We start from the raw sequence: 24,860 nt of genomic DNA, 5'->3' as shown, positions 1-24,860 counted from the left end.
GTTGGCAAATGTAATAAAATTTTTAGGTTCTAAACCCAATAATTAACGCGATTTGCTTCTGCTAACGGTAACCATCGCTACATTTCCGCCAATTGGAGGATTTATTTTAGAAACATCTACCTTAACTTCCTGGACCATTATAATTTCTTCAAGAATGCGGTTTATAATCTTTTCAGCAACTGTTTCCAGAAGTTTAGCCCTTTTGCCCATCTCTTCTTTCACAATTCGGTTTAAATGTACGTAATCTATAGTATCGCTCAAAGAATCGGTTTTAGCAGAATTAGACAGATCTCCTTTTACGCTTAGATCTACCCGGTAGTCACTTCCAATTTTACCCTCTTCATCCAGGCATCCGTGATAAGCAAAAACCCTTATATTTTTCAGTTTAATTTTTCCCACTTTTATTTTTTTTCAAAGATAACAAGTCCTATCGAAGTTATAAGTATCAAAATAGAGAATGCACCTTATAATCAGGTTAATTTTAAGTAATTTTGGGCCTTTAAAGAGTCCATTATGTCAGAAACAAAAAAGTCACTCAATTTCATTGAGCAAATTATAGAAGAAGATCTGAGATCTACACATACAAGAGAAGATTTAAAATTCAGGTTTCCGCCCGAGCCGAATGGTTATTTGCATATTGGTCACGCTTCTTCAATCTGTTTAAACTTCGGATTAGGGGAACGATACAATGCTCCTGTAAACCTGCGCTTTGATGATACCAATCCCATTAAAGAAGAACAGGAATTTGTTGATGCTATAAAGGAAGATGTTCTTTGGTTAGGATTTAAATGGGCAGAAGAATGTTATGCTTCAGATTATTTTCAGCAATTGTATGACTGGGCGGTTGAGTTAATCAAAAATGGGCATGCCTATGTTGATAGCCAGACTTCTGAAGAAATAGCCTCTCAAAAAGGAACTCCTACCGAGCCTGGGAAAAACAGTCCTTACCGGGATCGTTCCGCAGAAGAAAATCTGCAGCTGTTCGAACAAATGAAGAATGGAGAGACTCCTGAAAAGGGCCACGTTTTAAGAGCTAAAATTGATATGGCTTCTCCAAATATGATTATGAGAGACCCGGTAATGTACAGGTGTTTGCATAAAAGCCACCATCGCACCGCGAATGACTGGATGATATACCCATTGTATGACTGGGCTCACGGAGAAAGTGATTTTATAGAAAGAGTTTCACATTCTTTTTGTACGCTGGAATTTCTGCCTCACCGCGAACTTTATAACTGGTTTGTTGAAAAAGTAAGCAAACCTGGAGAAATGCAACCCAAACAACGGGAATTTGCCCGTCGTAATTTAAGTCATACTGTTGTTAGTAAAAGAAAACTGATGCAATTGGTAGAAAAAGGATTTGTAAACTCCTGGGACGACCCAAGAATGCCTACTATTTCCGGATTGAGACGTAGGGGATATACACCAAACTCCATAAGGAAGTTTGCCGACTCCATCGGGGTTGGTAAGCGCGAGAATATGATAGATGTAGCCCATCTTGAATTTCACGCGAGAGAAGATCTTAATATGATAGCTCCAAGAGTTATGGGTGTTCTCGACCCGGTAAAAGTTGTGATCACCAATTATCCTGAAGGAAAAGAAGAATTGCTTATGGCAGAAAATAACCCTGAAGACGAAGGTGCCGGAACAAGAGAGGTGCCTTTTTCAAGGGAAATTTATATTGAAAGAGAAGATTTTAAGGAAAGTGCAAATCGCAAGTTTTTCAGGCTTACCCTTGGGAAAGAGGTGAGGCTTAAAAATGCTTATATTATTAAAGGGGAAGATGTTTTAAAAGACGCTGAAGGGAATATTACAGAAATTCACTGCACCTACGATCCCAAAAGTAAAAGCGGTAGCGGCACCGAGGAATCGCTTAGAAAAGTTAAGGGTACTTTGCATTGGGTTTCGGTAAAACATGCCCTGCAAGCCGAAATACGGCTTTATGACAGGTTGTTTTCAGTCGAGGCTCCTGATGCTGATAAAGAGAAGGATTTTACCGTATTTATCAATCCGGATTCTCTAAAGCTTATTACCGGTTATCTGGAACCAAGTTTAAAAAATGCCGGAGTTCAGGATAAGTTCCAGTTTCAGCGTATTGGGTATTTTTGTGTAGATAAGGATTCTACAGAAGAGAGACCAGTATTTAACCGTACGGTAAGTCTTCGCGATTCCTGGGCTAAGAAGAAATAAAGTCTCAACTCGTCTTTAAGAATAATTTAGTAAAGGAAATTAACATATTAACCGGTTATTAACAGCGGTGCTACTAAGCTTCTTGTATATTTGGAAATAACTAGAATCAATTTAAACTAAAAACTATTATGGCAAATACAGGAAATACACTTTTAGCCCTTATTACAGGAGCCGCTATTGGTGCAGGTATCGGATTATTGTATGCTCCCGAGAGTGGAGAGAAAACCCGAAAAAGAATTAAGAGCGAGTCTGATAAAGCTCAGGAACGTTTTAATAAGAAATACAACGAAACTTCTTCAAATTTAACTGAAAAGGCTAAGAAGGCCCGATTGGATTTTGAAGAGCGCTTGGGTGAAACCCTTTCTTCTGCAAGCCATAAAGCCGATGATATACTTTCTGCTATGGAGTCTAAACTCGAAGAATTGAGAAAGCAAAATTCTAAACTTAATAAGGACGCTGAAACTAAAGCCAAAAAAGCATAGTATAACTTATTTATGGCATTCGAAAAACTATCCAACAGTCTTAACGAATTAAATCAGAATCTTCAGGCATTTGCTCATACAAATGCCGAATATTATAAACTTAAATTCTTTAAGCAGGCAATGAGTGGAGCCACCTCTTTGGTGCGATTCCTTATTTTGGGTGCTATAACGGTCATAGCTTTTTTCCTGCTTTCGTTTGCTGTGGCTATTGCAATAAGTGAAGCCATTGGCCAACCAAGTGCCGGGTATTTTATTGTAGCAGGATTCTATATTCTTTTATTCATACTGATTTTAGTATTCGGAAAAAGACCTATAGAAAAACTTATGCTACAAAAATTCTCCAGAATTTTCTTTAACGACTAACTTATGAGAGAATACAGTTCTTTTGAAGATATTGATAGAGATTTAAAGATATTAAAACTTCAAACCGAAATAGATAAAGAGGAGATCAAACTTAGCATCGAACAGGCTAAAAAAAGTATTTCTCCACTTTCAATTGCGGGAAGTATCGTAGGTTCAATTCTGGAAAAAGCGCTCGTCTTGAAAGCCGTAACTAAACTAACCGGACTTAAAAGAGTAACCGCAACGGTCAAGAATTAAAATTAAGATTAGCAGCCGTGTGAATAAGATGAAATTAGATGCGTTTTCGCTCATTTCTCTTTATTTTACACAGCTGTTTTCTTTTACAAACCTTTGCTTACTCTTCAAGATCACTTTTGTTATTTCTTTTATTTTTTCTTGTAGTGCTTTCCCTTTTCTTATCTCTTTCCTGCTGCTCATTTTGTTTTTTCATAGCTTCACCTATTTGATTGGATGCAGAAAATGAAGCTACCATATTATTTAGCATATCACTACCTGCCTGGGGAGAATTAGGCAAAAGGATCAGGTTGCTGTTGGTTTCTTCTCCAATGGCCTGAAGGGTGTCATAGTGCTGGGTGACCACAATTAATGCTGAAGCTTCCTGCGAGTTTATCCCCACATTATTTAAAACATCTACACTTTCCTCAAGTCCGCGTGCTATTTCCCTTCTTTGATCGGCGATTCCCTGGCCTTGTAAGCGTTTGCTTTCTGCTTCGGCCCGAGCCTTAGCTACTATTTTAATCCTATCGGCCTCAGCTACGTATTCTGCAGCCACTTTATCGCGTTCTGCGGCATTTATCCGGTTCATGGCAGCCTTCACCTCCACATCTGGGTCAATGTCTGTTACAAGTGTTTTAATGATGTCGTAACCGTAATCCTGCATCGCCTGGTTAAGTTCCCGGTTAACGGCAATGGCAATGTCATCTTTTCTTTCAAAAACATCATCGAGTCTCATTTTTGGAACTTCGGCCCGAACAACGTCGAAAACATATGAGGTAATTTGATCTGATGGGCTTTCAAGTTTATAAAAAGCATCGTAAACATTGGATCTCACCACTTGAAACTGCACAGAGATCTTCAGTTTAACGAATACATTGTCCTTGGTTTTAGTTTCAATGAGAACATCGAGTTGCTGTACCTTTAAATTGATCCTGCCGGCGATATTATCAAAAATGGGAATTTTTAAATGCAATCCGGAATTACTGATGCGTTGAAACTTTCCAAAACGTTCAACAATAGCAGCCGATTGCTGCCTGACTATAAAAATTCCGGAGAATAGAATAACCAGTCCAATAACAAGAATAACGGGTAAGAAAATATAGCTCATAATGTGTTTTTATATTTTTATCAAGATAGCAAATTATCTGCTTCACTTTAGAAACAAAAAAAGCCGGAAGAAAACATAGTCCCTTCCGGCTTTAATTTAATTTATAAGTTTATCCCAGAGTCGAGATCCCTTTTTCAATTCTTTTAAGCGTTTCTTCTTTCCCGATACTTTCTGCAATAACAAAAAGATCGGCTCCGTGCATAGCGCCTACAAGGGCCAGACGGAAAGGCTGCATAACTTTTCCGAAGCCTATTTCCTTAGCACCTATCCATGATTTCACATTTTCCTGAATTGCAGCGGCCGAAAAATCTTCCTGTTTTTTCAGAAGCTCGCTTAGTTCCTGCATCAATTCTGAAGTATCATTTTTCCAGGCTTTTTTTGCGTTTTTGGGATTGTATGAAGTAGGGGAGATGAAAAAATAATCGCCTTGTTCCCAAAGATCTTTTACAAAAATTGCCCGCTCCTTTACGATCTCAACAACCTTTTTTGTATAATCAAGATCGACATTGATCTTTTTTTCCTGAAGTAATTTCTGAAATTCTTTCGCCAGAAAAGCATTATCTGCTTCCTGAAGGTAATGTTGCTGAAACCATTTTGTTTTTTCAGGATCGAACTTTGCGCCGCCTTTATGTACCCGGTCGAGTTCAAAGGCCTGGGTTAATTCATTTATATCGAAAAATTCCTGCTCTGTTCCGGGATTCCATCCTAAAAAGGCCAGCATATTGGTAACTGCTTCAGGAAAATATCCATCTTCCCGGTATCCGGCAGATACTTCTCCGGTTTTGGGATCTTTCCATTCCAAAGGAAATACCGGAAAGCCCAGTTTATCGCCATCGCGCTTGCTGAGTTTACCTTTGCCTTGCGGTTTAAGAATTAGCGGAAGGTGGGCAAATTTAGGTGCTTCCCATCCAAAAGCGCGGTAAATCATCACGTGCAGTGCTAAGGAAGGCAACCATTCTTCCCCACGAATAACATGGGTGATTTTCATCAGGTGATCGTCAACAATATTGGCGAGGTGATAGGTTGGCATTCCGTCACTTTTAAAAAGCACTTTATCATCAAGAATTTCGGTATTGATTTCCATATGACCCCTAATCTCATCCTGGAGATTCAGGATCTCACTTTCAGGAGACTTAAACCGGATTACATAATCTTCCCCTTCAGCGAGTCTTATCTTCACTTCTTCCTCAGAAAGAGAAAGTGAATTATCCAGTTTTAGGCGGTTATGCCAATTATAAATAAAGGTTTTGCCTTTGGCTTCGTGGTCTTTTCTATGATCGTCCAGGGTTTCTGCTTTATCAAAAGCATAATAAGCCTGCCCGCTTTCTACCAGCTTATTGGCATATTCCTTATAAATATCTTTACGCTCACTTTGGCGGTAGGGACCAAAATCTCCTTCTTTTCCCGGGCCTTCATCAAAAGGAATATTGCACCAGTTTAGTGAATCGATAATATATTGTTCTGCTACGTCCACATAACGGTTTTGGTCTGTATCTTCAATACGAAGTACAAAATCCCCATCGTGTTTTTTCGCGAACAAATAGTTATATAAAGCAGTTCTAACTCCGCCAATATGCAGTGGTCCCGTAGGACTTGGCGCAAAACGTACCCTTACTTTAGCACTCATAATTTTAATTTTAAAAACAAAGATACAAGCTTTAGGCAGCATTCCTAAACACTTGTCCCAGGAGCTTGAATAATTTTTAAAATCAACTTACCTGCAATCCATTCTGCTTCAAAAGGATAAAAATTGTAATTTTAAGCTTGAAAGTGAAGTTGTCGATGGAAAATTACAGCAAGGTAAGAAATAAGCTAAGTGCTTTTATATCAAAATATTACATAAATAAACTGCTAAAGGGAGCAATTCTCTTTACCGCAGTTGGCTTACTTTATTTTTTACTGATACTTTCCATAGAACATTTTTTCTGGCTTAACACCGCAGTGCGGAAGATCCTTTTTTGGCTTTTCATCGGTATTGAAGTGGGTTTGTTGGTTTATTTTATAGCCATTCCGCTTTCCAAATTATTGAGATTATCAGAAACGCTATCTGAAGAAGATGCTTCCCGGATTATTGGGGAGCATTTCCCTGAGGTGAAGGACAAACTGCTTAACCTTCTTCAGCTTAAAAATTCAGAAAAAAGATCGGATCTATTACTTGCGGGAATAGATCAAAAAGCCCGGGAGCTGGATCCAATTCCTTTTAATTCAGCGGTAGATTTTAAAACCAGTCTCAGGTATTTAAAATGGGCTGCTTTTCCGGTCATTATATTTTTAGCTATTCTGTTTACGGGAAACTCTTCATTCTTTTCTGAATCTTACGGGCGGGTGGTGAATTATAATACGGTATTTGATCCGCCGGCACCTTTTTATTTCCAAATAGAAAATCAAAACCTAGAAGTGCGTGAAAACCGCGATTTCACTTTAAAAGTAAAAACCATTGGGGAGGTGAGACCGGCAGGAGTAAGCGTAAATTATAATAACCAGGATTATCTTTTAAAACAGGTGGAACCCGGAGTTTTTGAATATACTTTTAAACGGCTTCAGGAAGATCTTGAGTTCAGGCTTAGTTCCAATGGCATTTCTTCCGCTCCCTATAAACTTGATGTAATCAAGGTACCTACGCTTATAAATCTTGAGATGATTTTTGATTATCCCGGCTACACCGGTAAGAGGGATGAATCAATCTCAGGGACAGGTAACGCCCGGATTCCTGAAGGGACGGAGGTTAGCTGGAGAATAAAAACACGGGAAACAGAGGAAGTCCATTTTAATTTACCCGATTCTACTCTTAATCTGAAAGTAGAATCGGGGATGGTAACCCACCAGACGAGGTTGTCTTCTACCTTAAATTATTCACTTAGTTCCTCTAATACTAAAATTCGGGATTTTGAACCGGTTTCTTATAAAATTGATATCATCAAAGATCGTTTTCCGGAAATTGAAGTAGTAAAAAAAACTGATAGTATTGATGAAGAAATCAGTTATTTCTACGGAAAAGTTTCAGATGATTATGCCGTGAATAAATTGGAACTGGTTTATTATCCTGAAAGTGCCAGCGATAGTTTGAAGAAGATTTCAATTCCTGTTGCAAAAGAATCCTTTGCTAATTTTCTCTTTACTTTTCCGGGAGATCTCGACCTGGAAAGAGGGGTAAATTACCTTTATTATTTTCAGGTTTTCGATAATGACGCGGTGAAAGGATCTAAAAGCAGCCGGAGTGAGGTTTTTGGCTTTAGAAAGAAAAGCCTGGAAGAAATAGAGGAGAAAAAACTGCTTCAACAGGGGGAATCCATTCGAAACATTAATAAGTCCCTGGAAGAAATGGAGTATTCGAAAGAAGAATTACGTGAACTTTCCCGTATACAAAAAGAAAATAAATCTTTTGATTATAACGAAAAAAGGAAGCTCACTGATTTTCTGGAAAGGCAAAAGCAGCAGAATGAATTGATGAAAAATTATTCTGAAAAGCTTAAGAAAAGTCTTGAGGAAGAGCACAGGACTACAGAAGAAAATTCCTACAAAGAAGAATTAAAGAAAAGGCTTGACAGAAATGAAGAGCGCCTAGAGGAAAATGAAGCTTTAATGGAAGAGTTAAAGGAATTTTCTGAAAAAATAAGCAGGGAGGAGTTGGGGGATAAACTGGAAGAGCTTTCCAAAAGAAATCAGACTCAGCAACGTAACATGGAGCAACTGCTTGAATTAACAAAGCGGTACTATGTGGAGGAAAAGAATCAAAAATTAGCCAGAGAACTGGAAAAATTGGCTGAGCAACAGGATCAAATTTCCGAAAATGAGGAGCAGAATGGAATAGAATCACAACAAAAAATTTCCGAGGAATTTGATCAATTCAGGGAGCAGTTGGACGAGCTTGAAAAAGATAATGAGCGTCTAAAAGAACCTGTAGACCTTAATCGGGATAAAGTGGATGAAGAAAGTATAAAGAAAGATCAGCAGGATGCAGAAAAGAATTTAGAGAATAATCAACCTGCCGGAGCAAAAGAAAAGCAAAGGGATGCAGCGAAGAAAATGTTAGAGATGAGTTCTAAAATGAAGGAACAAATGCAGGCACAATCCGGAGAACAATTAAAAGCAGATATTGAAAGTCTGCGACAAATTCTTGATAATCTTGTAAAATTTTCCTTTCAGCAGGAGGATTTATTGGAGTCATTTAAATCGATAAACAGAGAGGACCCTATGTTTGCCGGGAATTTAAATATTCAGAATGATCTAAGGGAAAATTTCAGGCATATTGATGACAGTTTGTATAGTCTTGCTTTAAAGAACCCGATGATAAGTGAACAGATAACCGATAAATTATCTGATATAGAATTTGATATTGATAAAGCTTTAGATAGACTTGCAGAGAATGAACTTCCACAGGGGACTGCCAGCCAACAGTATGTTGTGACCGGCGCCAATGATCTGGCTTATTTGCTAAGTAATATTTTATCTGCTATGCAACAGCAGGCTAATCCGCAATTGGGAAAGGGTGCCGGCGAAGGAGAGGAATTTCAACTACCGGACATTATTCATAAGCAGGAGGAATTACAGCAGAAGTTTCAGGAAGGCCTTGAAAAAAAACAAGGAGAAGAAGGCAGTGAGAAACAAGAGGGATATGGCAAGGAGGAGGAGAATGGTGATCTTTTTGATATTTATAAGGAACAGCAGGAACTAAGAATGCAATTGGATAAATTATTGGAGAAGGACGGTCAGGGTCCTGATGGGGATAATTTGAAGAAGAATATGCAGGAGTTGGAAGAACGGCTATTAGATAAAGGGTTTAGCCCTCAAGGCCTTGAGCGAATGACTAATTTGATGCACGAATTATTAAAATTTGATCAGGCCAGATTACAGCAAGGTGAAGACAATATCAGAAAAAGTGAAACCAATACAATTGAATTTGCCAATCCTGCTAAAGATCAAAACCTTAAGGCAAAAGAATATTTTAATCAGACTGAAATTTTAAACAGACAAATCTTACCTTTGCGCGAAATTTATAAACAAAAAGTAAAAAACTATTTTGAGCGCGGAACAGGAACAGATTAACTTTTTTTCAGAAACCGATTTTAATTTCAAAGATGAGGTTGCTCATCGGCAATGGCTGGAACGGGTTATCGATTCTGAAGGAAAAAGCATTGATGAAATCAATTTTATTTTTTGCGATGACGACTATCTGCATAAGATAAACCTACAATATCTGGATCACGATACCTATACCGATATTATTAGTTTCGATAACTCTGTGGAGGATCAGTTGGCCGGGGATATTTTTATAAGTGTCGCAAGGGTAAAAGAAAATGCCCAGGAATTTAATGTGGATTTTGAGGAGGAATTAAAAAGAGTCTTGGTTCACGGAATACTGCATTTTTGTGGATTCAGGGATAAAACTGAAAGCGAAAGGGAGTTGATGCGACAGAAAGAAGACGAAAAGATTGCAATGTTCCACGTGGAACAATAAGGGAAAATTTATGTTTGAAAATGAATATGATGTTATAGTAGTTGGTGCCGGTCACGCGGGAAGCGAGGCCGCTGCAGCTGCTGCGAATATGGGAAGTAAAACCCTTTTAATCACAATGAATTTGCAAAACATCGCACAGATGAGCTGCAATCCTGCTATGGGCGGAATCGCCAAGGGACAGATTGTTCGTGAGATAGATGCGATGGGGGGTTACAGCGGTTTGGTTAGTGATACCAGTGCAATCCAGTTTAAAATGCTCAATAAATCCAAGGGCCCCGCAATGTGGAGTCCGAGGGTGCAGAGCGATAGAATGCGGTTTGCCGAAGACTGGAGGTTTCGACTTGAACAAACTCCTAACCTGGACTTCTACCAGGAAATGGTTGCTGGTTTGATTATCGAAAGCCATAAGGTTGTTGGTGTAAAAACTTCCCTGGGTCTGGAGATAAAAGCCAAATCTGTAGTTCTAACCAATGGCACTTTTTTAAATGGCCTAATTCATATAGGCGATAAAAACTTTGGTGGAGGTAGAGCAGGGGAAAGAGCTGCGACCGGAATCACAAAAGATCTTGTTGATGTTGGTTTTGAATCGGGCAGAATGAAAACCGGAACCCCGCCAAGAGTTGACGGCCGTTCCCTGGATTATTCAAAAATGACCGAGCAACCGGGAGATGATGTACCTTCTAAATTTTCATTTCTGGATGAGACAAAACCTTTGAGTAAACAGCGATCTTGTCATATGACCTATACTTCTAATGAGGTTCACGAGATCCTTAAAGAGGGTTTTGAAAGGTCTCCTATGTTCAACGGAAGAATTCAAAGTATTGGGCCGAGGTATTGCCCATCAATTGAAGATAAAATTAACCGGTTTGCTGATAAGGATCGTCACCAGCTTTTCGTTGAACCTGAAGGATGGAATACCGTAGAAGTGTACGTGAATGGCTTTTCTACATCCCTGCCTGAGGATGTTCAGTTTAAAGCCTTGAGATCTGTGGCCGGTTTTGAAAATGTGAAATTCTTCCGTCCCGGCTATGCGATAGAATATGATTATTTCCCTCCAACGCAGCTCAAACATACCCTGGAGACCAAACTGGTTGAAAATTTATACTTTGCAGGACAAATAAACGGCACCACGGGGTATGAAGAAGCAGCTTCTCAGGGACTAATGGCCGGTTTAAATGCCGCCCTTAAAATTCAGGAAAAAGAAGAATTTGTTCTTAAAAGGAATGAAGCTTACATCGGTGTTTTAATCGATGACTTAATAACTAAAGGTACAGAGGAGCCATATCGAATGTTTACTTCCCGTGCCGAATACCGAACTCTTTTGAGACAGGATAATGCCGATTTCAGATTAACTGAAAAGTCTTATAAATTAGGTTTGGCTTCTGAAAATAGGATGCGAAAAATGGAGGAAAAAAAAGATAAATCTTTTGCCTTCGTGAATTTTTTAAAGGATAAAAGTGTTGCTCCTGAAGATGCAAATCCGATTTTGGAGAAGTATGATTCCTCCCCTATGAAACAAAGCGATAAGATCTTTAAAATCTTTTCCAGGCCGAATATTGAAATGAAAGATGTTCGAATCTTTCCGGGTGTTGAGGAATTTATACAGGAGAATGAATTGAATTCAGAAATGCTGGAACAAACCGAAATTCAGGTGAAGTATTCCGGTTATATTGCTAAAGAAAAAAACAACGCCGATAAACTTAACAGACTGGAAGATGTGAAAATCCCTAATGATTTTAATTATTCCAGGATTAAATCAATGTCTTTTGAAGCCAGGGAAAAACTTAATAAAATTCAACCTACAAGCGTTTCTCAGGCATCCCGTATTAGCGGAGTTAGCCCCAATGATGTTTCGGTTCTGTTGGTCTATATGGGAAGATAAAAAACAAGTAGTTCCACGTGGAACAATTTAATCTAAGGCGTAATTTTTTACACAATACAAACAATATTTAATTTTTACTCTTGGCAGGCACCAAAATAGAAATAAGCAAAAAGGCATTTATTGAGTGCAGGGATTTTTTGGTTTCTGATGAAAAGTTTCAGCTCGTCCCTCTGGTTGAATTTGAAATTTTAAAAACCATTCCTGTTCCTCAAAATTTAGGTTCCTATTATGAAAGTGAAAATTACATTTCCCATACAGATTCTTCCAAGGGAATAACCAATAGAATTTATCAGCTTGTAAAAAAACACATGCTCGATCAAAAATTAAATTGGATTGAAACATTAAAGTCACCGGGAAAATTATTGGAAGTAGGCGCAGGAACCGGAGATTTTATTTTAAATGCGAAAAAAAGAGGATGGCTGGTAAGCGGTGTAGAACCAAATAAATCTGCCAGGGATCTGGCAATTCTCAAAGATCTCGATCTTAAAAAAGAGCTTTCAGAATTTAAAGGAGAAAAATATGATGTTATCTGTCTCTGGCATGTTCTGGAACACATTCCCGATCTTGAAGAAGAAATCTCCATATTAAAAGACCTTCTAAATAAGAATGGAATTTTGGTAATTGCTGTACCCAATTATAAAAGTTATGATGCGAAATATTATCGGGAGTTTTGGGCCGCTTATGATGTGCCTCGTCACCTTTGGCATTTTTCACAAAACGGAATTAAAAAATTATTTTCTCAGTTTGAGTTTCATTTAATCGAAACCCGACCTTTAATTTTTGACGCTTATTATGTGAGCCTGCTTTCTGAAAAAAACAAGACCTGTTCTTCGAATCCCACAAAAGCTTTTTTTCGGGGATGGAAATCAAACCAGCAGGCAAAAAGGACTTCTGAATATTCTTCTTTGGTATATTTCTTCCGAAAATAGCCAAATTCTTATTTTAAGCTTATTTAAAGCATTTTCATGCTGCAAATGACGTAGGATCTGGCTCTTTTTGTTTTTTATCTTCAGAATCAACAGGAGCGCCTGATTTTCAATAAAGGATACTTATTTAACTCCTTTTGTCCATAGCTTTTTTAAATATCAGACTAAATATGATTTGTATATCTAAAATTTAAAGATTTTAGTTTTATACATTTGTCTAAACAAAATTTAACAAAATGAAGAAATTATTTTTAATTGCGGTTCTCTCCGTATTTTTTGTTTCCTGTAATGAGGAAAAAACAGCTTATGTTGATACCACCAAACTTATTCAGGAGTATCAGGAAATGAAAGACGTTGAAGCCGAATTCAGTAAGAAATCAGATATTGTTAAAGGAGAATTGGATTCTGTAGCCAGCGCCTTCCAAGCAGAAGTGCAGGAATACCAGTCTGAAATGAATTCCATGTCCCAGGCACAACGCCAGGAAAGAGAGCAGGAGCTTATGCAGAAACAGCAGCAGTTACAACAACAGCAGCAACAAAGGGGAGGTGTGTTACGCCAGGAAAGTGATGCCGCAATTGATTCTATTGTAGAGAAGGTTAAAAATTATGTAGAGGAATACGGTAAGGAAAACGGGTACACTTATATTTTTGGTTCTAATGAATCTGCCAGTATAATGTATGCTAAGGATGGATTGGATATCACCGAAGAAATTCTGGAAGAATTAAATGCTTCTTATAAGAAAGACTAATTCCTTTTTAAATAGAGAACAAAAAAGCCCCATTCGGGGCTTTGGTTATTTTTGGATGTGAAATAAAATTTAAGATAGTAGATAAATCCCAAAAATCACTACAATAAAGTAACCTGTAATTGTAAATGCCCCGGCGTAGTCTTTGGCAACTCTTTGTCCGAATAAAAGCATTAAAAGAGTAATAGCAGCCATAAGACATGTATAGAATGCCCAGGCGGAATTATTGTATAAAAGGATCCATATTATTCCTAATACGGCCAATAAGCCTGTTATTATTTCAAGTATCATTATAATCCCGACCATAAGTGGAACCATTCCACCCATAAAAGTTTCTTTGAAATGTTCCTTTAACCAGCCTGTATTTCCTTTCCAGTCGGTAGCTTTATCTATACCCGATTGCAAAAAAGTAATCAGAATAAATAGGAGGATAAGTATTTCGGTAATAAAGTTGTAAAGGTTTGTCATAATTATGTGGTTTTTTTATGCAGATATCGAGTTAGTTTGATTGAAAGGTTGGTAAGAACAATCTTTGAATTTGCGTTGCGACCAATGTGGTAGATAGCTTCTTCCAGCGCCTGGTTAATTTCCAGGATGTTTCCACCATGCACATAGGGAGCGAAATTTTTTATTTGAAATCCTTTTGTCCTGGGTTCCAGATATACCAAACTATTTGCTTTATAATTATACATAAGCGACTGCCTGAAAAAATCCATACAATACAGGAGAAAACTCTTCTGGCTTTCTCTTCCCAGTCCAGCAATTTCTTCGCTCCAGGCGATTAGCTCTAAAACAGTGGATTTATTTCCTTTTGCCTTGAAAGCACTTCTTACCCAATTAATAAACCAGGTTTCAAATTGTTCGTCCCCTGCATTATTTTGTAAAAGATGCAAAGCCCTGGTGTAACTACCATTTGCCTGATGTGCTATTTTTAGCGCCTCCTCCTGCTTGCAGTTTTCCTTTTTAATGATGTGTTCTGCAATTTCAGCTTCGGGCAAGGGTGGGAAATGCAGAGTTTGGCACCTGGATCTTATGGTTTGAATGATCTGCTCTTCTTCTTCAGCAATAAGAATAAAAAGCGTTTTGTTTGGTGGCTCTTCAATCAATTTTAACAACTTGTTGGCGGCTTCGCGATTCATCTTTTCCGCCATCCAGATCAGCATTACTTTAAAGCCGCCTTCATAAGCTTTTAAAGAAAGGGATTTCACAATATCCTGAGCTTCATCTACCCCTATCTTGCCCTGTTTGTTCTCAATGCCGAGATCCTGGTACCAATCGAATAAACTTCCATAGGGGTTAGACTTTACAAAATTGCGCCATTCCTCCATAAAGTGGCCTGAAACGGCGTGGGTTTTTATTTTTTCGTTGTTTGCAACAGGGAAGGCAAAATGAAGGTCGGGATGAGCAAGGTTTTTAAATCTTAGGTTACAGGCCTCTTTACCATATTTATTTTCGCCACCGGTATTTTTACACAAAACGTATTGGGCGTAGGCAATCGCCATTGGTAAAGTGCCGCTTCCAGAATTTCCAACAAAAAGTTGCGCATGCGGAATCCTGTTATTATCGGCAGTTGTGGTAAGATGTTTTTTTATGTGGGCTAAGCCTATTATATCTTCAAAAAGCATAAGCAAATATAAAACTTATATGCACTTTTATATCTTCCGAAAAATTTATATTTGTAATTAAAGCATTACTATGAAAACATTAGACGATTATAATTTTAAAGATAAACAGGCACTTATTAGAGTTGATTTTAACGTGCCATTGAAAGATTCGAAAGTAACAGACGCCAATCGGATAGAAGCTGCAAAACCCACCATAATAAAAATACTCGAAGATGGAGGTAGTGTGGTGCTAATGTCTCACCTGGGCAGGCCAAAAGGTAAAGAAGAAAAATATTCTCTTAAGAATATAGTTTACAAAGTATCTGAGGTACTGGGAATTGAAACCAAATTTGTAGATGATTCTGTTGGAGATAAAGTGGAAGCTGCAACAGATAATCTGCAGCCCGGTGAAGTTCTTTTACTGGAGAATCTTAGATTTTATGATGAAGAGACAGAAGGAAACGAAGATTTCGCTAAGCAACTTTCTGAATTAGGGGACATCTATGTAAATGATGCATTTGGTACTGCGCATCGCGCACACGCCTCAACAACTATTGTTGCTAAATTCTTTGAGGAGAAATGTTTTGGGTATCTTCTGGCAAAAGAGATTAAAAGTCTGGATAAGGTGCTAAACAGTAAAGAAAAACCTGTTACTGCGATTCTTGGTGGCGCAAAAGTGTCTTCGAAAATTACAGTGATTGAAAATATCCTTGATAAAATAGATCACCTAATTATAGGTGGCGGGATGGCCTATACTTTTATTCTGGCGCAAGGTGGAAAAATTGGAAATTCCCTGTTCGAAGAAGATAAACAGGAGCTTGCTCTTGAAATCCTGGAAAAAGCCAAAGAGAAAGGAGTAGAAATTCATTTGCCTGTTGACTCGGTTATTGCCGATAGTTTTTCTGAACAAGCCAGCACTCAGGTAGAGCGTATTGATAATATCCCTGATGGGTGGATGGGCCTTGATGCCGGACCGGAATCTCTTAAGAACTTTGAGGCGGTTATTAAAAAATCTAAAATTATCCTATGGAATGGCCCTCTTGGAGTTTTTGAAATGGACAAATTCGCTAAAGGAACCATCAAAATAGGTCAATTTATCGCTGAAGCCACTGCAAACGGAGCTTTTAGTCTGGTAGGTGGAGGAGATTCTGTAGCTGCAGTCAAGAAATTTGGCTTGGAAGATAAGGTGAGTTATGTTTCTACCGGTGGAGGAGCTATGCTGGAAATGCTTGAAGGAAAATCCCTGCCTGGAATTGAGGCTATTGGGAAATAAGGTACGAAAACTGAGAAAATTCCGTTCTCATTACAAAATTTTAGAACTCAATTGATGAAGTATATTTTCTCATTATCGCTCTTGCTTTTTAGTTTGGGCATTTTAGCTCAGGAAGAACCTGAAAAGAGGCTTGAAAAAGCTAATTTCAGAGTTCAGATCTTTGAAAGACCCAGCACTTCAGAAATAATCCTGACTGATCCTGATCCTGAATTCAGAAATAAACTACCAATTTCAGCATTGATAAAAGATTCTGCAGCGGTAAACCTGCAGGATCTTCCTATAGCTGCAGAGATAGATTCGCTCTGGAAATTGCAACTGCTTAATACTAGTTTATACGATACTATTCAGAAAAGCATTCACGAACAGGACTATTCAGATGTTGTATATAAAGATCTGCCAACAGATACTTTAAAAGCCCGTTTAGAGAAACTTAATTCGAGAACGCCTTTTAATATAGAATATAATCCAATCCTGGAAAGCGTTATAAAATCGTACTTAAAACGCAATAAAAGAGCCATGGAAAACCTGATGGCTTTAAGCGAATACTATTTTCCAATGTTTGAAAAAGAATTGGATAGGTTTGATATTCCTTTGGAGATAAAATACCTGGCGATTGTAGAATCGGCATTGAATCCCCGTGCACGTTCCCGGGTGGGGGCCACTGGTTTATGGCAATTTATGTTTCCTACCGGAAAAATGCTGGATCTGGATGTTAGTTCTTACGTAGATGAACGAATGGATCCTGAAAGATCTACGGTAGCGGCAGCCAAATACCTGGCGAGTCTCTACAAATCTTTTGGCGATTGGGATATGGTTCTGGCTTCATATAATTCGGGTCCGGGCAATGTTTCCAAGGCGATAAGAAGAAGCGGGGGCTCCACCAATTACTGGCATTTAAGGAGATATCTTCCGCGTGAAACAGCGGGTTATGTGCCGGCATTCCTGGCGACACTTTATATTTTCGAATATGCCGATGAACACGATTTTCAGCCTAAAAAACCTGACGTGGCTTTTTTCGAAACCGATACTATCAGGGTAAAAAAAATGCTCACTTTTGATCATATTTCAACGGTTACCGGCATTGAAAAGGAAATGCTTCAATTTTTAAATCCAAGCTATAAACTGGATATTATTCCTTTTGTAGAAGAAAAGAATTATAGTGTTAGGTTGCCAAGATCTGTATCTGGTGCTTTTGTGAGCAATGAAGACGAGATTTATGAGTATGTAACCGAAGATCTTGCCGAAAAGAAAAAAAATATACCAAAATATATTGAAACCGAAGACAGGATTCGGTATAAGGTGAAAAGCGGAGATTACCTCGGAAAAATAGCCGCGCGATACGGCGTAGGAATAAGCAGTATTAAACGGTGGAATAATCTAAGGTCCAATAATTTACGTATTGGTCAATACCTTACCATTTATCCCAGAAAACCTGCCGTTTCCCAATCGTCATCCTCTCAAAATAATGCCGATCAAAGGGCTACAAAAGTATATACGGTTAAAAAAGGAGATTCATTGTGGAGCATTTCCCGCAAGTTCCCCGGAGTTACGGTACAGAATTTGAGGGCTTGGAATGATGTGGGCTCTTCCAGCCTTAAACCCGGGATGAAACTAAAAGTTTCCAAAGGGTGAATTTGAAAATCAAATTAAGCCAAAAATGAAAAAATCTTTAGTTCTTCTTTTATCCTTAGTTCTTTCTATTTCCTGTGATGACCAAAACGAGCAGAAGGAACGCATTTTAGTAGATTCTTCGGGAAATATCAATCAGGTAACTTTAATAATTGAAAATAAACTCTGGGAAGGTCCAGTTGGGGAAGCACTTCGTGATAATTTTGCCGCTACCGTAGATGGTTTGCCCCAGGAAGAACCTATGTTTTCTCTTAAACAAATTCCGCCTGAAACCTTTACTGGTTTTGTAAGAAGAAATCGTTCTTTTATAAAAGTTGAAAAAGCTAATGAAGCAGGAGTAAAGGTGCTAAACAATGTATATGCACGTCCTCAAACCGGAATAATTATTTCAGGACCTGATGAGGAAGAAATTATTCGCGCTATTAATGAAGGTGCAGACAAAGCTGTTGCGGTTTTCAAGGAGACCGAAATGAAGGAGAAACAACGCAGAATGGGGAAATCTTTGGGGAAAGATCAAAAATTAAAAGAAGAATTTGGTCTTTCACTTAAATTTCCATCTATTTATCGTTATGCAGTAGAAGAAGATGGGTTTATTTGGCTTAGAAAGGAGATCACTAAGGGAAATATGGAATTACTTATTTATGAGGTTCCCATCAATCAAATCGAAAAAGACACTAATATAATTGGGAATATTATTAAGATGAGGGATTCTATTGGAGAAGCCTATATTCCCGGACCGGTAGAAGGAAGTTATATGATAACAGAGGAAGCCTATGCGCCTTATCTTTTTGAAACCGAAATAGACGGAAAGTTTGCCTATGAAACCCGGGGTACCTGGGAGGTGAAAAATGCCTTTATGGCCGGGCCGTTTGTGAACTATGCAATTAAAGATGAAGCCAATAATCGCTATTTGATTGTTGAAGGCTTTGTTTTTTCACCAGCCAGAGGGAAACGGGATAATATATTTGAGCTGGATGCCATCCTGCAATCGGCGAGAATTAAATAAAGATAAAGCCCAACTGGAAAGTTGGGCTTTATCTTTTTATAAAAATAAGGTAGTTATTTCTTTTCTTCAGGAACTTTGTTCTCGTCATTGTCATCTTTGGAAGCATCCTTGAATTCTTTAATTCCACTACCTAGACCTCTCATTAATTCAGGAATTTTTCGACCTCCAAATAACAGTAGTATCACAATTACAATTAGTATAATTTGTGGTGCTCCTATCATCAATGGTAATATAAATGCATTCATAACTTTAATTTAGATTACACAAACTTAACAAGAATTCATTAAAATATACCTTTATTAACACAAATTAATTTTCTTAGGTTCTTTTAATTGCTTCATTAAAGGTTATCACAAATTTCATGCCGTAACTCAATAAATGTCTATTTAGAGCATTATAGAATAAGTTTTGGAATCTATTTTGATAATCAAATCTCAATTGCACCGAATAATTTTAATTTATCTTTGCGAAAGCTTTATAATCTATGGCAGCCAATAAGAAACATAAAAAAAAGTTCGCGAAAAAACTACTTCATAAGTACCGATTGGTAATTCTAAATGAAGATACTTTTGAGGAGCGACTTTCATTTAAACTTACCCGTTTGAATGTTTTTGTAACGGTCACTTTAAGTGCGATACTTTTAGTGGCAGCTACTACTATCATAATCGCCTTTACCCCGTTGCGTGAATATATTCCCGGTTATTCTTCTCCTGAATTAAAGAGCAGGGCAGTAGATCTCGCTTATAAATCAGATTCATTACAGAGGGTTTTGAAACTTAATGATCAATATCTCAATTCCATAAGAAGTGTTTTAACAGGAGAGGCTGAAACCGGTTCGCTTAACAGGGATTCGCTAATGGAAAGCCCGGAACCACCAGGAGAAATAGAATCAATTGAACCTTCGCGGGCTGATTCTATTTTGCGCGAGGAGGTAGCTCAGGAGGATAAGTACAATATTTTAGCTTCAGCAGAAGATAACGTTGACTTTTCCTTATTCCCGCCGGTAAAGGGATCTATTTCTGAAGGTTTCAATCTAAAGGACAGGCATTATGCCGTAGACATTGTAGTGCCAAAAAACTCTGCCGTAAAATCGGTGGCTGAAGGAAGAGTGATTTTTTCAGAATGGACAACTCAAACCGGTTATGTCATTATTGTGCGGCATAATTACGGCCTCCTTTCGGTATATAAACACAATGCCTCCTTAACCAAAGAACAGGGAGATATAGTAAAAACCGGTGAAGTGATAGCCACTGCCGGTTCTACCGGAGAATATTCCAGCGGTCCTCATTTGCATTTTGAACTCTGGAACGAAGGAGTACCGGTAAACCCAACTGATTATATTGATTTTGATTAAAATTATATGTCTTTAAAATCCATAGGAGCAAAGATATTTGCCCGATACATACGCAAAAAAATTGATGCCTGGGCTTCAAAACCTGAAGCTACGCAACAAAAGGTCTTCAAAGAACTTATTGATCAGGCTAAAGACACAAAATTTGGCAAGGATCACGATTTTGGTAAAATTAAAACTTATCGCGATTTTGCAGAGAAAATTCCGGTTAGGGACTACGAAGAACTAAAGCCTTGGGTGGATAAAATGGTAGCCGGAGAAGCCGATGTTCTATGGCCTGGAAAACCACTTTATTATGCTAAAACCTCTGGAACTACCAGCGGCGCGAAATACATTCCGCTTACTAAGGAATCTATGCCTACGCACATTAATGCTGCCCGAAATGCTATTCTTTGTTATATCGCCGAGACCGGAAATGCTTCTTTTGTGGATGGAAAAATGATCTTTCTGCAAGGAAGTCCGGAGCTTGATGAAAAAAACGGAGTGAAACTGGGCAGACTTTCGGGCATCGTAGCGCATTATGTACCATCCTATCTTCAAAAGAACAGGATGCCAAGCTGGGAAACCAACTGTATTGAAGATTGGGAAACCAAAGTAGACGCTATAGTTGAAGAGACCCGTAACGAGGATATGACGGTAATTAGCGGGATTCCATCCTGGGTGCAGATGTATTTTGAGCGCCTTCATCAGAAAACCGGACAAAAGGTGGGAGACCTCTTTAAAAACTTTGAACTTTTTATCTACGGCGGGGTGAATTATGAACCATACCGTGCGAAATTTGAAAACTTAATCGGGCGGAAAGTTGATAGCATTGAACTCTATCCTGCTTCGGAAGGATTTTTTGCCTTTCAGGATAAACAAAACGAGAAAGGAATGCTCTTGCAGTTGGATTCTGGAATGTTCTACGAATTCATTAAGGCTGATGAGTTTTTTGATGAAAATCCAAAACGACTAACGATTGGTGAAGTTGAGACCGGTGTAAATTATGTGATGCTTATTTCCAGCAATGCCGGCCTGTGGGCTTATAACCTTGGTGACACGGTGCAGTTTACTTCAACAAAGCCCTACAGGGTAATGGTTTCCGGAAGGATCAAGCATTTTATATCGGCTTTTGGAGAGCATGTTATCGCCAAGGAAGTGGAAGAAGCCATGCAGCTGGCTACAGCGCAAACCAAGGCTCGCATAAGTGAATTTACGGTGGCTCCGCAGATTACTCCCGAAAATGATGAATTGCCCTACCACGAATGGTTTATCGAGTTTGAAAAAGAACCTGAGGATTTAGAAGCCTTCAGAAAAATACTCGATAAATCTCTTCAGGAGCAAAATTCTTATTATTTTGATCTTATTGAAGGAAAAATACTTCAACCTTTGAAGATTGCCCGGGTTCCCTCGAACGGATTTCAGAAGTATATGAAATCCATCGGAAAACTTGGAGGACAGAATAAGTTGCCACGATTGGCCAACGACAGAAAGATTGCCGCTGTTTTGGAAGAAATTATAGAAGCATAAAATATGGTGAATTTAAAACTACAAGGCCGTACCCGGGCGCAGGAAAGTACACATGCCATCGAGCGAATGTACATTACTATGCGGCACCTTTTTAACCGGGGATTTTATAAACCTATGGGGGTTTCCGGAGAGACCTTGCGTGAAGCATTGCTTACTTTAAGGCCTGAGATCTATGGATCTATTGCAGAAGATAAAGTAGAACTTGATGGTTTGCTTTATGTCGTAGACAGACTCCCAATTGGTATTGAGGAATGTGCCTATATCAACCTCACCAGTGATGAGGGTTATGGAAATTCACATTTTAAGCCCATCGTACCTCCAAAACGTCGTAGAAACTGCTACAGGATTGATGAAGAGCAGATGAATATTGAGATAACCCGGGGAAGATCTGAGATCTATGATATTCTTACACATCTTACTTTTCTCTTCGTTGAATCTCATAAAATAATGAGGCGTGTACTCATTGATGAAGAAGGCAGTGTTACCAGGGATTGGGAAAAACTGGAAAAAGCAGTGCTTCAGGATACTGAACTCAGTAGGGAAGAACGGGAAGTAGTTTTAACGCATACAGCAAATATTCTTGGACGTACATTTAACGAACTATGTACTCTGTATCCAAAATTTGCTTCCACCGGGCAGCCCGAACGTTTTCTTAATATAATCTATAATCTTGGAAAACTCGCTATTGCTGAAACTGTACAAAATGAAAAACGCATTATAACCTTTAGTCCGGTGTTACGGGAAAGATTAGGTCACCATATTCATGGAGAGATATGGGCCGATAATATTAAACAATTTCTATTAAAGGAGAACCTTTTGCATCGTCCTGTTCATATAATCAGCGCGAATATGCATAGCGTAATGAACACCCTTTATTCCCCTGTTGCTTTAAAGGAAGAATTTAAGAAGAAAAAAGTTCTTGAAATTTATGAAGCACTGAGCGATAGTGGGAACGGCAGCCTTAGAAATAAGGTGATGAAAGCAGCCCTGGATAACGGAATGAATTTCATAGAAGATAAAAGTGGAACCAACATAGATGTCCAGGTCTTTGATACGGCAAAGCTCAAAAACGGCTATAATGGAAAGAAGTCGGAGCTTAAAGAGGACGAAAATCCTGTTATTGTGGTTATGGATTACGCTTTTGGAGAACAGGCATACGAAACTATGGATGAGCTTTTAAAACCTTATAATTTTGAGGGGAATGAAATAAAAATGAACGTATCCTCGATTTCTATTATGGGGAAAGCCGGAATTCTTGATGGTGGTAAAGGTGATATAATGGTGCCTACCGCTCACCTTTTTGAAGGAACAGCCGATAATTATCCCTTCCGCAATCAATTGAAAAAACAAGACCTTGAAGGTCACGGTGTCAAGATTGTTGATGGCGCAATGATCACAGTTTTAGGAACCTCCCTTCAGAATAAAGATATCCTCAAATTCTTCCATGATTCTACCTGGAATGTGAGCGGTCTCGAAATGGAAGGGGCGCATTATCAAAAAGCCATTCAGGCAGCTTCCAAACTGCGAGGTAGTATCAAGGAAGATGTAAAAGTGAGATATGCTTATTATGCTTCAGATAACCCTTTGGAAACAGGAAGCACCTTGGCTTCAGGCGGATTAGGAACCTCTGGGGTAAAACCCACTTATTTGATAACCGAAAAGATCCTTGACCAGATTTTTGAAAACTAAATTATAATAATGCAGGTAGAAAAAACACCCCTGAAAGATTGTTTTATTATAAAACCCGATATTTATAGAGATAAGAGAGGACTTTTTTTAGAGAGTTATCACAAGAAGAAATTCATCGATCTCACGGGAATCGCCAAGGAGTTTGTGCAGGATAATCAGTCAATTTCCAGCTTTGGAGTTCTGCGTGGCCTGCATTATCAGCGAGGAGAGTTCGGTCAAACTAAATTGGTGCGTGCCATTTATGGAAAAGTACTGGATGTGGTTGTAGACCTTAGACCTGAATCTCCTACCTTTAAACAGGTTTTTAAAACCATTCTGGATGACGTGAACCTGCACCAGCTTTATATTCCGAAAGGCTTCGGGCACGGATTTGTAACTCTATCTAAAACTTCTGTTTTTGCCTATAAATGCGACGAATATTATCACCCCGATGCTGAAGGAGGCATTATCTATAACGATCCCGATCTTGCCATAGATTGGGAGTTTCCGGAGGAAAAGATGATTATCTCAGATAAAGACCTTGCACAGCCACAGTTAAAAGAAATATTCGGATGAAAAAGGTGTTAGTTACAGGAGCTTCAGGACAACTTGGAAGGTGTTTTCAAAAGATCACTTCGGAATATCCTGAGTTAAAATTTAAATCCCTCGATTCTTCTGAACTTGATATCACAGATGAAAATCTGCTTCAGCAAATATTTTCAGCAGAAAAACCCGATTACTGTATTAATTGCGCAGCTTATACTAATGTTGAAAAGGCTGAAGATGATAAAGAAACCGCTTTTAAGATCAATGCTGAAGGAGTGAAAAAACTGGCTGAGGTTTGCAAAACTGCTGGAACCGTGCTGATCCATTTCTCTACCGATTATGTTTTTGACGGGAAGGCAAGCGAACCTTATCAGGAAACAGACAAGGTTAATCCCATCAATGTTTATGGCGCTTCAAAATTGAAAGGTGAGGAGTATATCCGGCAGATCCTGGATAAATATTTTATTTTTAGGACTTCCTGGCTGTATTCTGAATTTGGTCATAATTTCTTCAATACGATTCTGAAAAAGGCAGAAGAAGGAGCTAGCCTTAACATCACCACTAATCAAATAGGAACCCCCACTAATGCTAATGATCTTGCGAATTTTGTGCTTCAGCTCATCAATGAAGAGAACACCCATTTCGGCCTTTACCATTACAGCAATACGGGGGAGGCGACCTGGTTTGATTTTGCTAAGGCTATTTTGGACCTAGCAGGAAAAAGCAAGGAGGTGGATATAAATAAAAGCGGATACTATAAAACCCGGGCAAAACGGCCAGTTTTTAGCGTTTTAAATAAAAACAAATTACAGCAAAACTTGAGAAAACCTGTGCTCAACTGGCGGGATAGTCTTGAGGATCTTATCACCAACAGATCTCGAAAATTTAAGTAATTTACGGGAA

Annotated in this window: 23 protein-coding genes; 17 read left to right on the top strand and 6 right to left on the bottom strand. The window is 38.5% G+C overall.

The annotated features are described in order from the left end of the window. Positions 1–42: 42 nt before the first annotated feature. Positions 43–399 carry a dihydroneopterin aldolase gene (gene folB, locus BM266_RS08230; protein ID WP_093408193.1) on the bottom strand — a complete coding sequence of 119 codons (357 nt, stop codon included), beginning with the start codon at positions 397–399 and terminating at the stop codon, positions 43–45. Positions 400–513: 114 nt separating this feature from the next. On the opposite strand from folB, the gene BM266_RS08225 reads away from it, so the two are divergent. From BM266_RS08225 to BM266_RS08210, 4 genes are all read left to right on the top strand, one after another. Beyond that, on the top strand, positions 514–2,190 hold the full coding sequence (locus BM266_RS08225) for a glutamine--tRNA ligase/YqeY domain fusion protein (protein WP_093408190.1): 1,677 nt from the start codon (positions 514–516) through the stop codon (positions 2,188–2,190). A gap of 128 nt (positions 2,191–2,318) precedes the next feature. Then, on the top strand, positions 2,319–2,672 hold the full coding sequence (locus BM266_RS08220; protein ID WP_093408188.1) for a YtxH domain-containing protein: 354 nt from the start codon (positions 2,319–2,321) through the stop codon (positions 2,670–2,672). 12 nt (positions 2,673–2,684) lie between these two features. Further along, positions 2,685–3,035 carry a phage holin family protein gene (locus BM266_RS08215; RefSeq protein WP_093408186.1) on the top strand — a complete coding sequence of 117 codons (351 nt, stop codon included), beginning with the start codon at positions 2,685–2,687 and terminating at the stop codon, positions 3,033–3,035. A 3-nt stretch (positions 3,036–3,038) separates the two neighbouring features. Continuing rightward, positions 3,039–3,272 carry a DUF6327 family protein gene (locus BM266_RS08210; RefSeq protein ID WP_093408183.1) on the top strand — a complete coding sequence of 78 codons (234 nt, stop codon included), beginning with the start codon at positions 3,039–3,041 and terminating at the stop codon, positions 3,270–3,272. 97 nt (positions 3,273–3,369) lie between these two features. Here BM266_RS08210 and BM266_RS08205 read toward each other — a convergent pair whose 3' ends face one another. Together BM266_RS08205 and gltX are read right to left on the bottom strand one after the other, a co-directional pair. After that, a complete protein-coding gene (locus BM266_RS08205; RefSeq protein WP_093408181.1) occupies positions 3,370–4,359 on the bottom strand; it encodes an SPFH domain-containing protein in 990 nt (329 codons plus the stop codon). A 109-nt stretch (positions 4,360–4,468) separates the two neighbouring features. After that, positions 4,469–5,986 (bottom strand): glutamate--tRNA ligase, encoded by a 1,518-nt coding sequence (gene gltX, locus BM266_RS08200; protein ID WP_093408306.1) that lies wholly within the window; start codon positions 5,984–5,986, stop codon positions 4,469–4,471. Positions 5,987–6,141: 155 nt separating this feature from the next. On the opposite strand from gltX, the gene BM266_RS08195 reads away from it, so the two are divergent. The 5 genes from BM266_RS08195 (at position 6,142) to BM266_RS08175 (ending at position 13,374) form a co-directional block, all read left to right on the top strand. Beyond that, entirely contained in the window at positions 6,142–9,405 is a 3,264-nt protein-coding gene (locus BM266_RS08195; protein WP_093408178.1) for a DUF4175 family protein, read from the top strand. Then, on the top strand, positions 9,380–9,817 hold the full coding sequence (gene ybeY, locus BM266_RS08190; protein ID WP_245760410.1) for an rRNA maturation RNase YbeY: 438 nt from the start codon (positions 9,380–9,382) through the stop codon (positions 9,815–9,817). Before BM266_RS08195 ends, ybeY begins: the two co-directional genes overlap by 26 nt. Positions 9,818–9,827: 10 nt before the next feature. Then, positions 9,828–11,699 carry a tRNA uridine-5-carboxymethylaminomethyl(34) synthesis enzyme MnmG gene (gene mnmG, locus BM266_RS08185; protein ID WP_093408175.1) on the top strand — a complete coding sequence of 624 codons (1,872 nt, stop codon included), beginning with the start codon at positions 9,828–9,830 and terminating at the stop codon, positions 11,697–11,699. 80 nt (positions 11,700–11,779) lie between these two features. Beyond that, entirely contained in the window at positions 11,780–12,628 is an 849-nt protein-coding gene (locus BM266_RS08180; protein WP_245760409.1) for a class I SAM-dependent methyltransferase, read from the top strand. A 233-nt stretch (positions 12,629–12,861) separates the two neighbouring features. After that, positions 12,862–13,374 carry an OmpH/Skp family outer membrane protein gene (locus BM266_RS08175; RefSeq protein ID WP_093408173.1) on the top strand — a complete coding sequence of 171 codons (513 nt, stop codon included), beginning with the start codon at positions 12,862–12,864 and terminating at the stop codon, positions 13,372–13,374. A 69-nt stretch (positions 13,375–13,443) separates the two neighbouring features. Here BM266_RS08175 and BM266_RS08170 read toward each other — a convergent pair whose 3' ends face one another. Next, a complete protein-coding gene (locus BM266_RS08170; RefSeq protein WP_093408170.1) occupies positions 13,444–13,839 on the bottom strand; it encodes a DoxX family protein in 396 nt (131 codons plus the stop codon). 2 nt (positions 13,840–13,841) lie between these two features. Further along, complete coding sequence (locus tag BM266_RS08165; protein WP_093408168.1) at positions 13,842–14,996, bottom strand: DNA polymerase III subunit; 1,155 nt, start codon at positions 14,994–14,996, stop codon at positions 13,842–13,844. 70 nt (positions 14,997–15,066) lie between these two features. On the opposite strand from BM266_RS08165, the gene BM266_RS08160 reads away from it, so the two are divergent. From BM266_RS08160 to BM266_RS08150, 3 genes are read left to right on the top strand one after another with little or no spacing between them, the layout of a single operon-like run. Continuing rightward, positions 15,067–16,248, top strand: coding sequence for a phosphoglycerate kinase (locus tag BM266_RS08160; protein WP_093408166.1), 1,182 nt, complete (start codon positions 15,067–15,069; stop codon positions 16,246–16,248). Positions 16,249–16,302: 54 nt separating this feature from the next. Then, positions 16,303–17,880 carry a lytic transglycosylase domain-containing protein gene (locus tag BM266_RS08155; protein ID WP_093408164.1) on the top strand — a complete coding sequence of 526 codons (1,578 nt, stop codon included), beginning with the start codon at positions 16,303–16,305 and terminating at the stop codon, positions 17,878–17,880. Positions 17,881–17,905: 25 nt separating this feature from the next. After that, positions 17,906–18,883 carry a DUF4837 family protein gene (locus tag BM266_RS08150; RefSeq protein WP_093408161.1) on the top strand — a complete coding sequence of 326 codons (978 nt, stop codon included), beginning with the start codon at positions 17,906–17,908 and terminating at the stop codon, positions 18,881–18,883. A 53-nt stretch (positions 18,884–18,936) separates the two neighbouring features. On the opposite strand, the gene tatA is transcribed toward BM266_RS08150, so the two are convergent. Beyond that, positions 18,937–19,128, bottom strand: a complete 192-nt coding sequence (gene tatA, locus BM266_RS08145) for a twin-arginine translocase TatA/TatE family subunit (protein ID WP_093408158.1) — start codon at positions 19,126–19,128, stop codon at positions 18,937–18,939. 239 nt (positions 19,129–19,367) lie between these two features. Between tatA and BM266_RS08140 the strand changes: the two genes are divergently transcribed. The 5 genes from BM266_RS08140 to rfbD are packed head-to-tail and all read left to right on the top strand — an operon-like array spanning position 19,368 to position 24,850. Further along, entirely contained in the window at positions 19,368–20,237 is an 870-nt protein-coding gene (locus BM266_RS08140; RefSeq protein ID WP_093408155.1) for a M23 family metallopeptidase, read from the top strand. Positions 20,238–20,243: 6 nt separating this feature from the next. Then, positions 20,244–21,743, top strand: coding sequence for a GH3 auxin-responsive promoter family protein (locus BM266_RS08135; RefSeq protein WP_093408153.1), 1,500 nt, complete (start codon positions 20,244–20,246; stop codon positions 21,741–21,743). A gap of 3 nt (positions 21,744–21,746) precedes the next feature. Beyond that, the gene (locus BM266_RS08130) at positions 21,747–23,432 is read left to right on the top strand and encodes a DUF6909 family protein (RefSeq protein ID WP_093408150.1); all 1,686 of its coding nucleotides are present in this window, start codon (positions 21,747–21,749) and stop codon (positions 23,430–23,432) included. 9 nt (positions 23,433–23,441) lie between these two features. Further along, a complete protein-coding gene (gene rfbC / locus BM266_RS08125; RefSeq protein ID WP_093408148.1) occupies positions 23,442–23,987 on the top strand; it encodes a dTDP-4-dehydrorhamnose 3,5-epimerase in 546 nt (181 codons plus the stop codon). Further along, entirely contained in the window at positions 23,984–24,850 is an 867-nt protein-coding gene (gene rfbD, locus BM266_RS08120; protein WP_093408145.1) for a dTDP-4-dehydrorhamnose reductase, read from the top strand. The genes rfbC and rfbD overlap by 4 nt, the downstream gene beginning before the upstream one ends. Positions 24,851–24,860: the final 10 nt, after the last annotated feature.

The organism is Salegentibacter flavus, from assembly GCF_900115145.1.
GTDB lineage: Bacteria > Bacteroidota > Bacteroidia > Flavobacteriales > Flavobacteriaceae > Salegentibacter > Salegentibacter flavus.
This window is presented reverse-complemented; position numbering and strand designations above follow the sequence as displayed.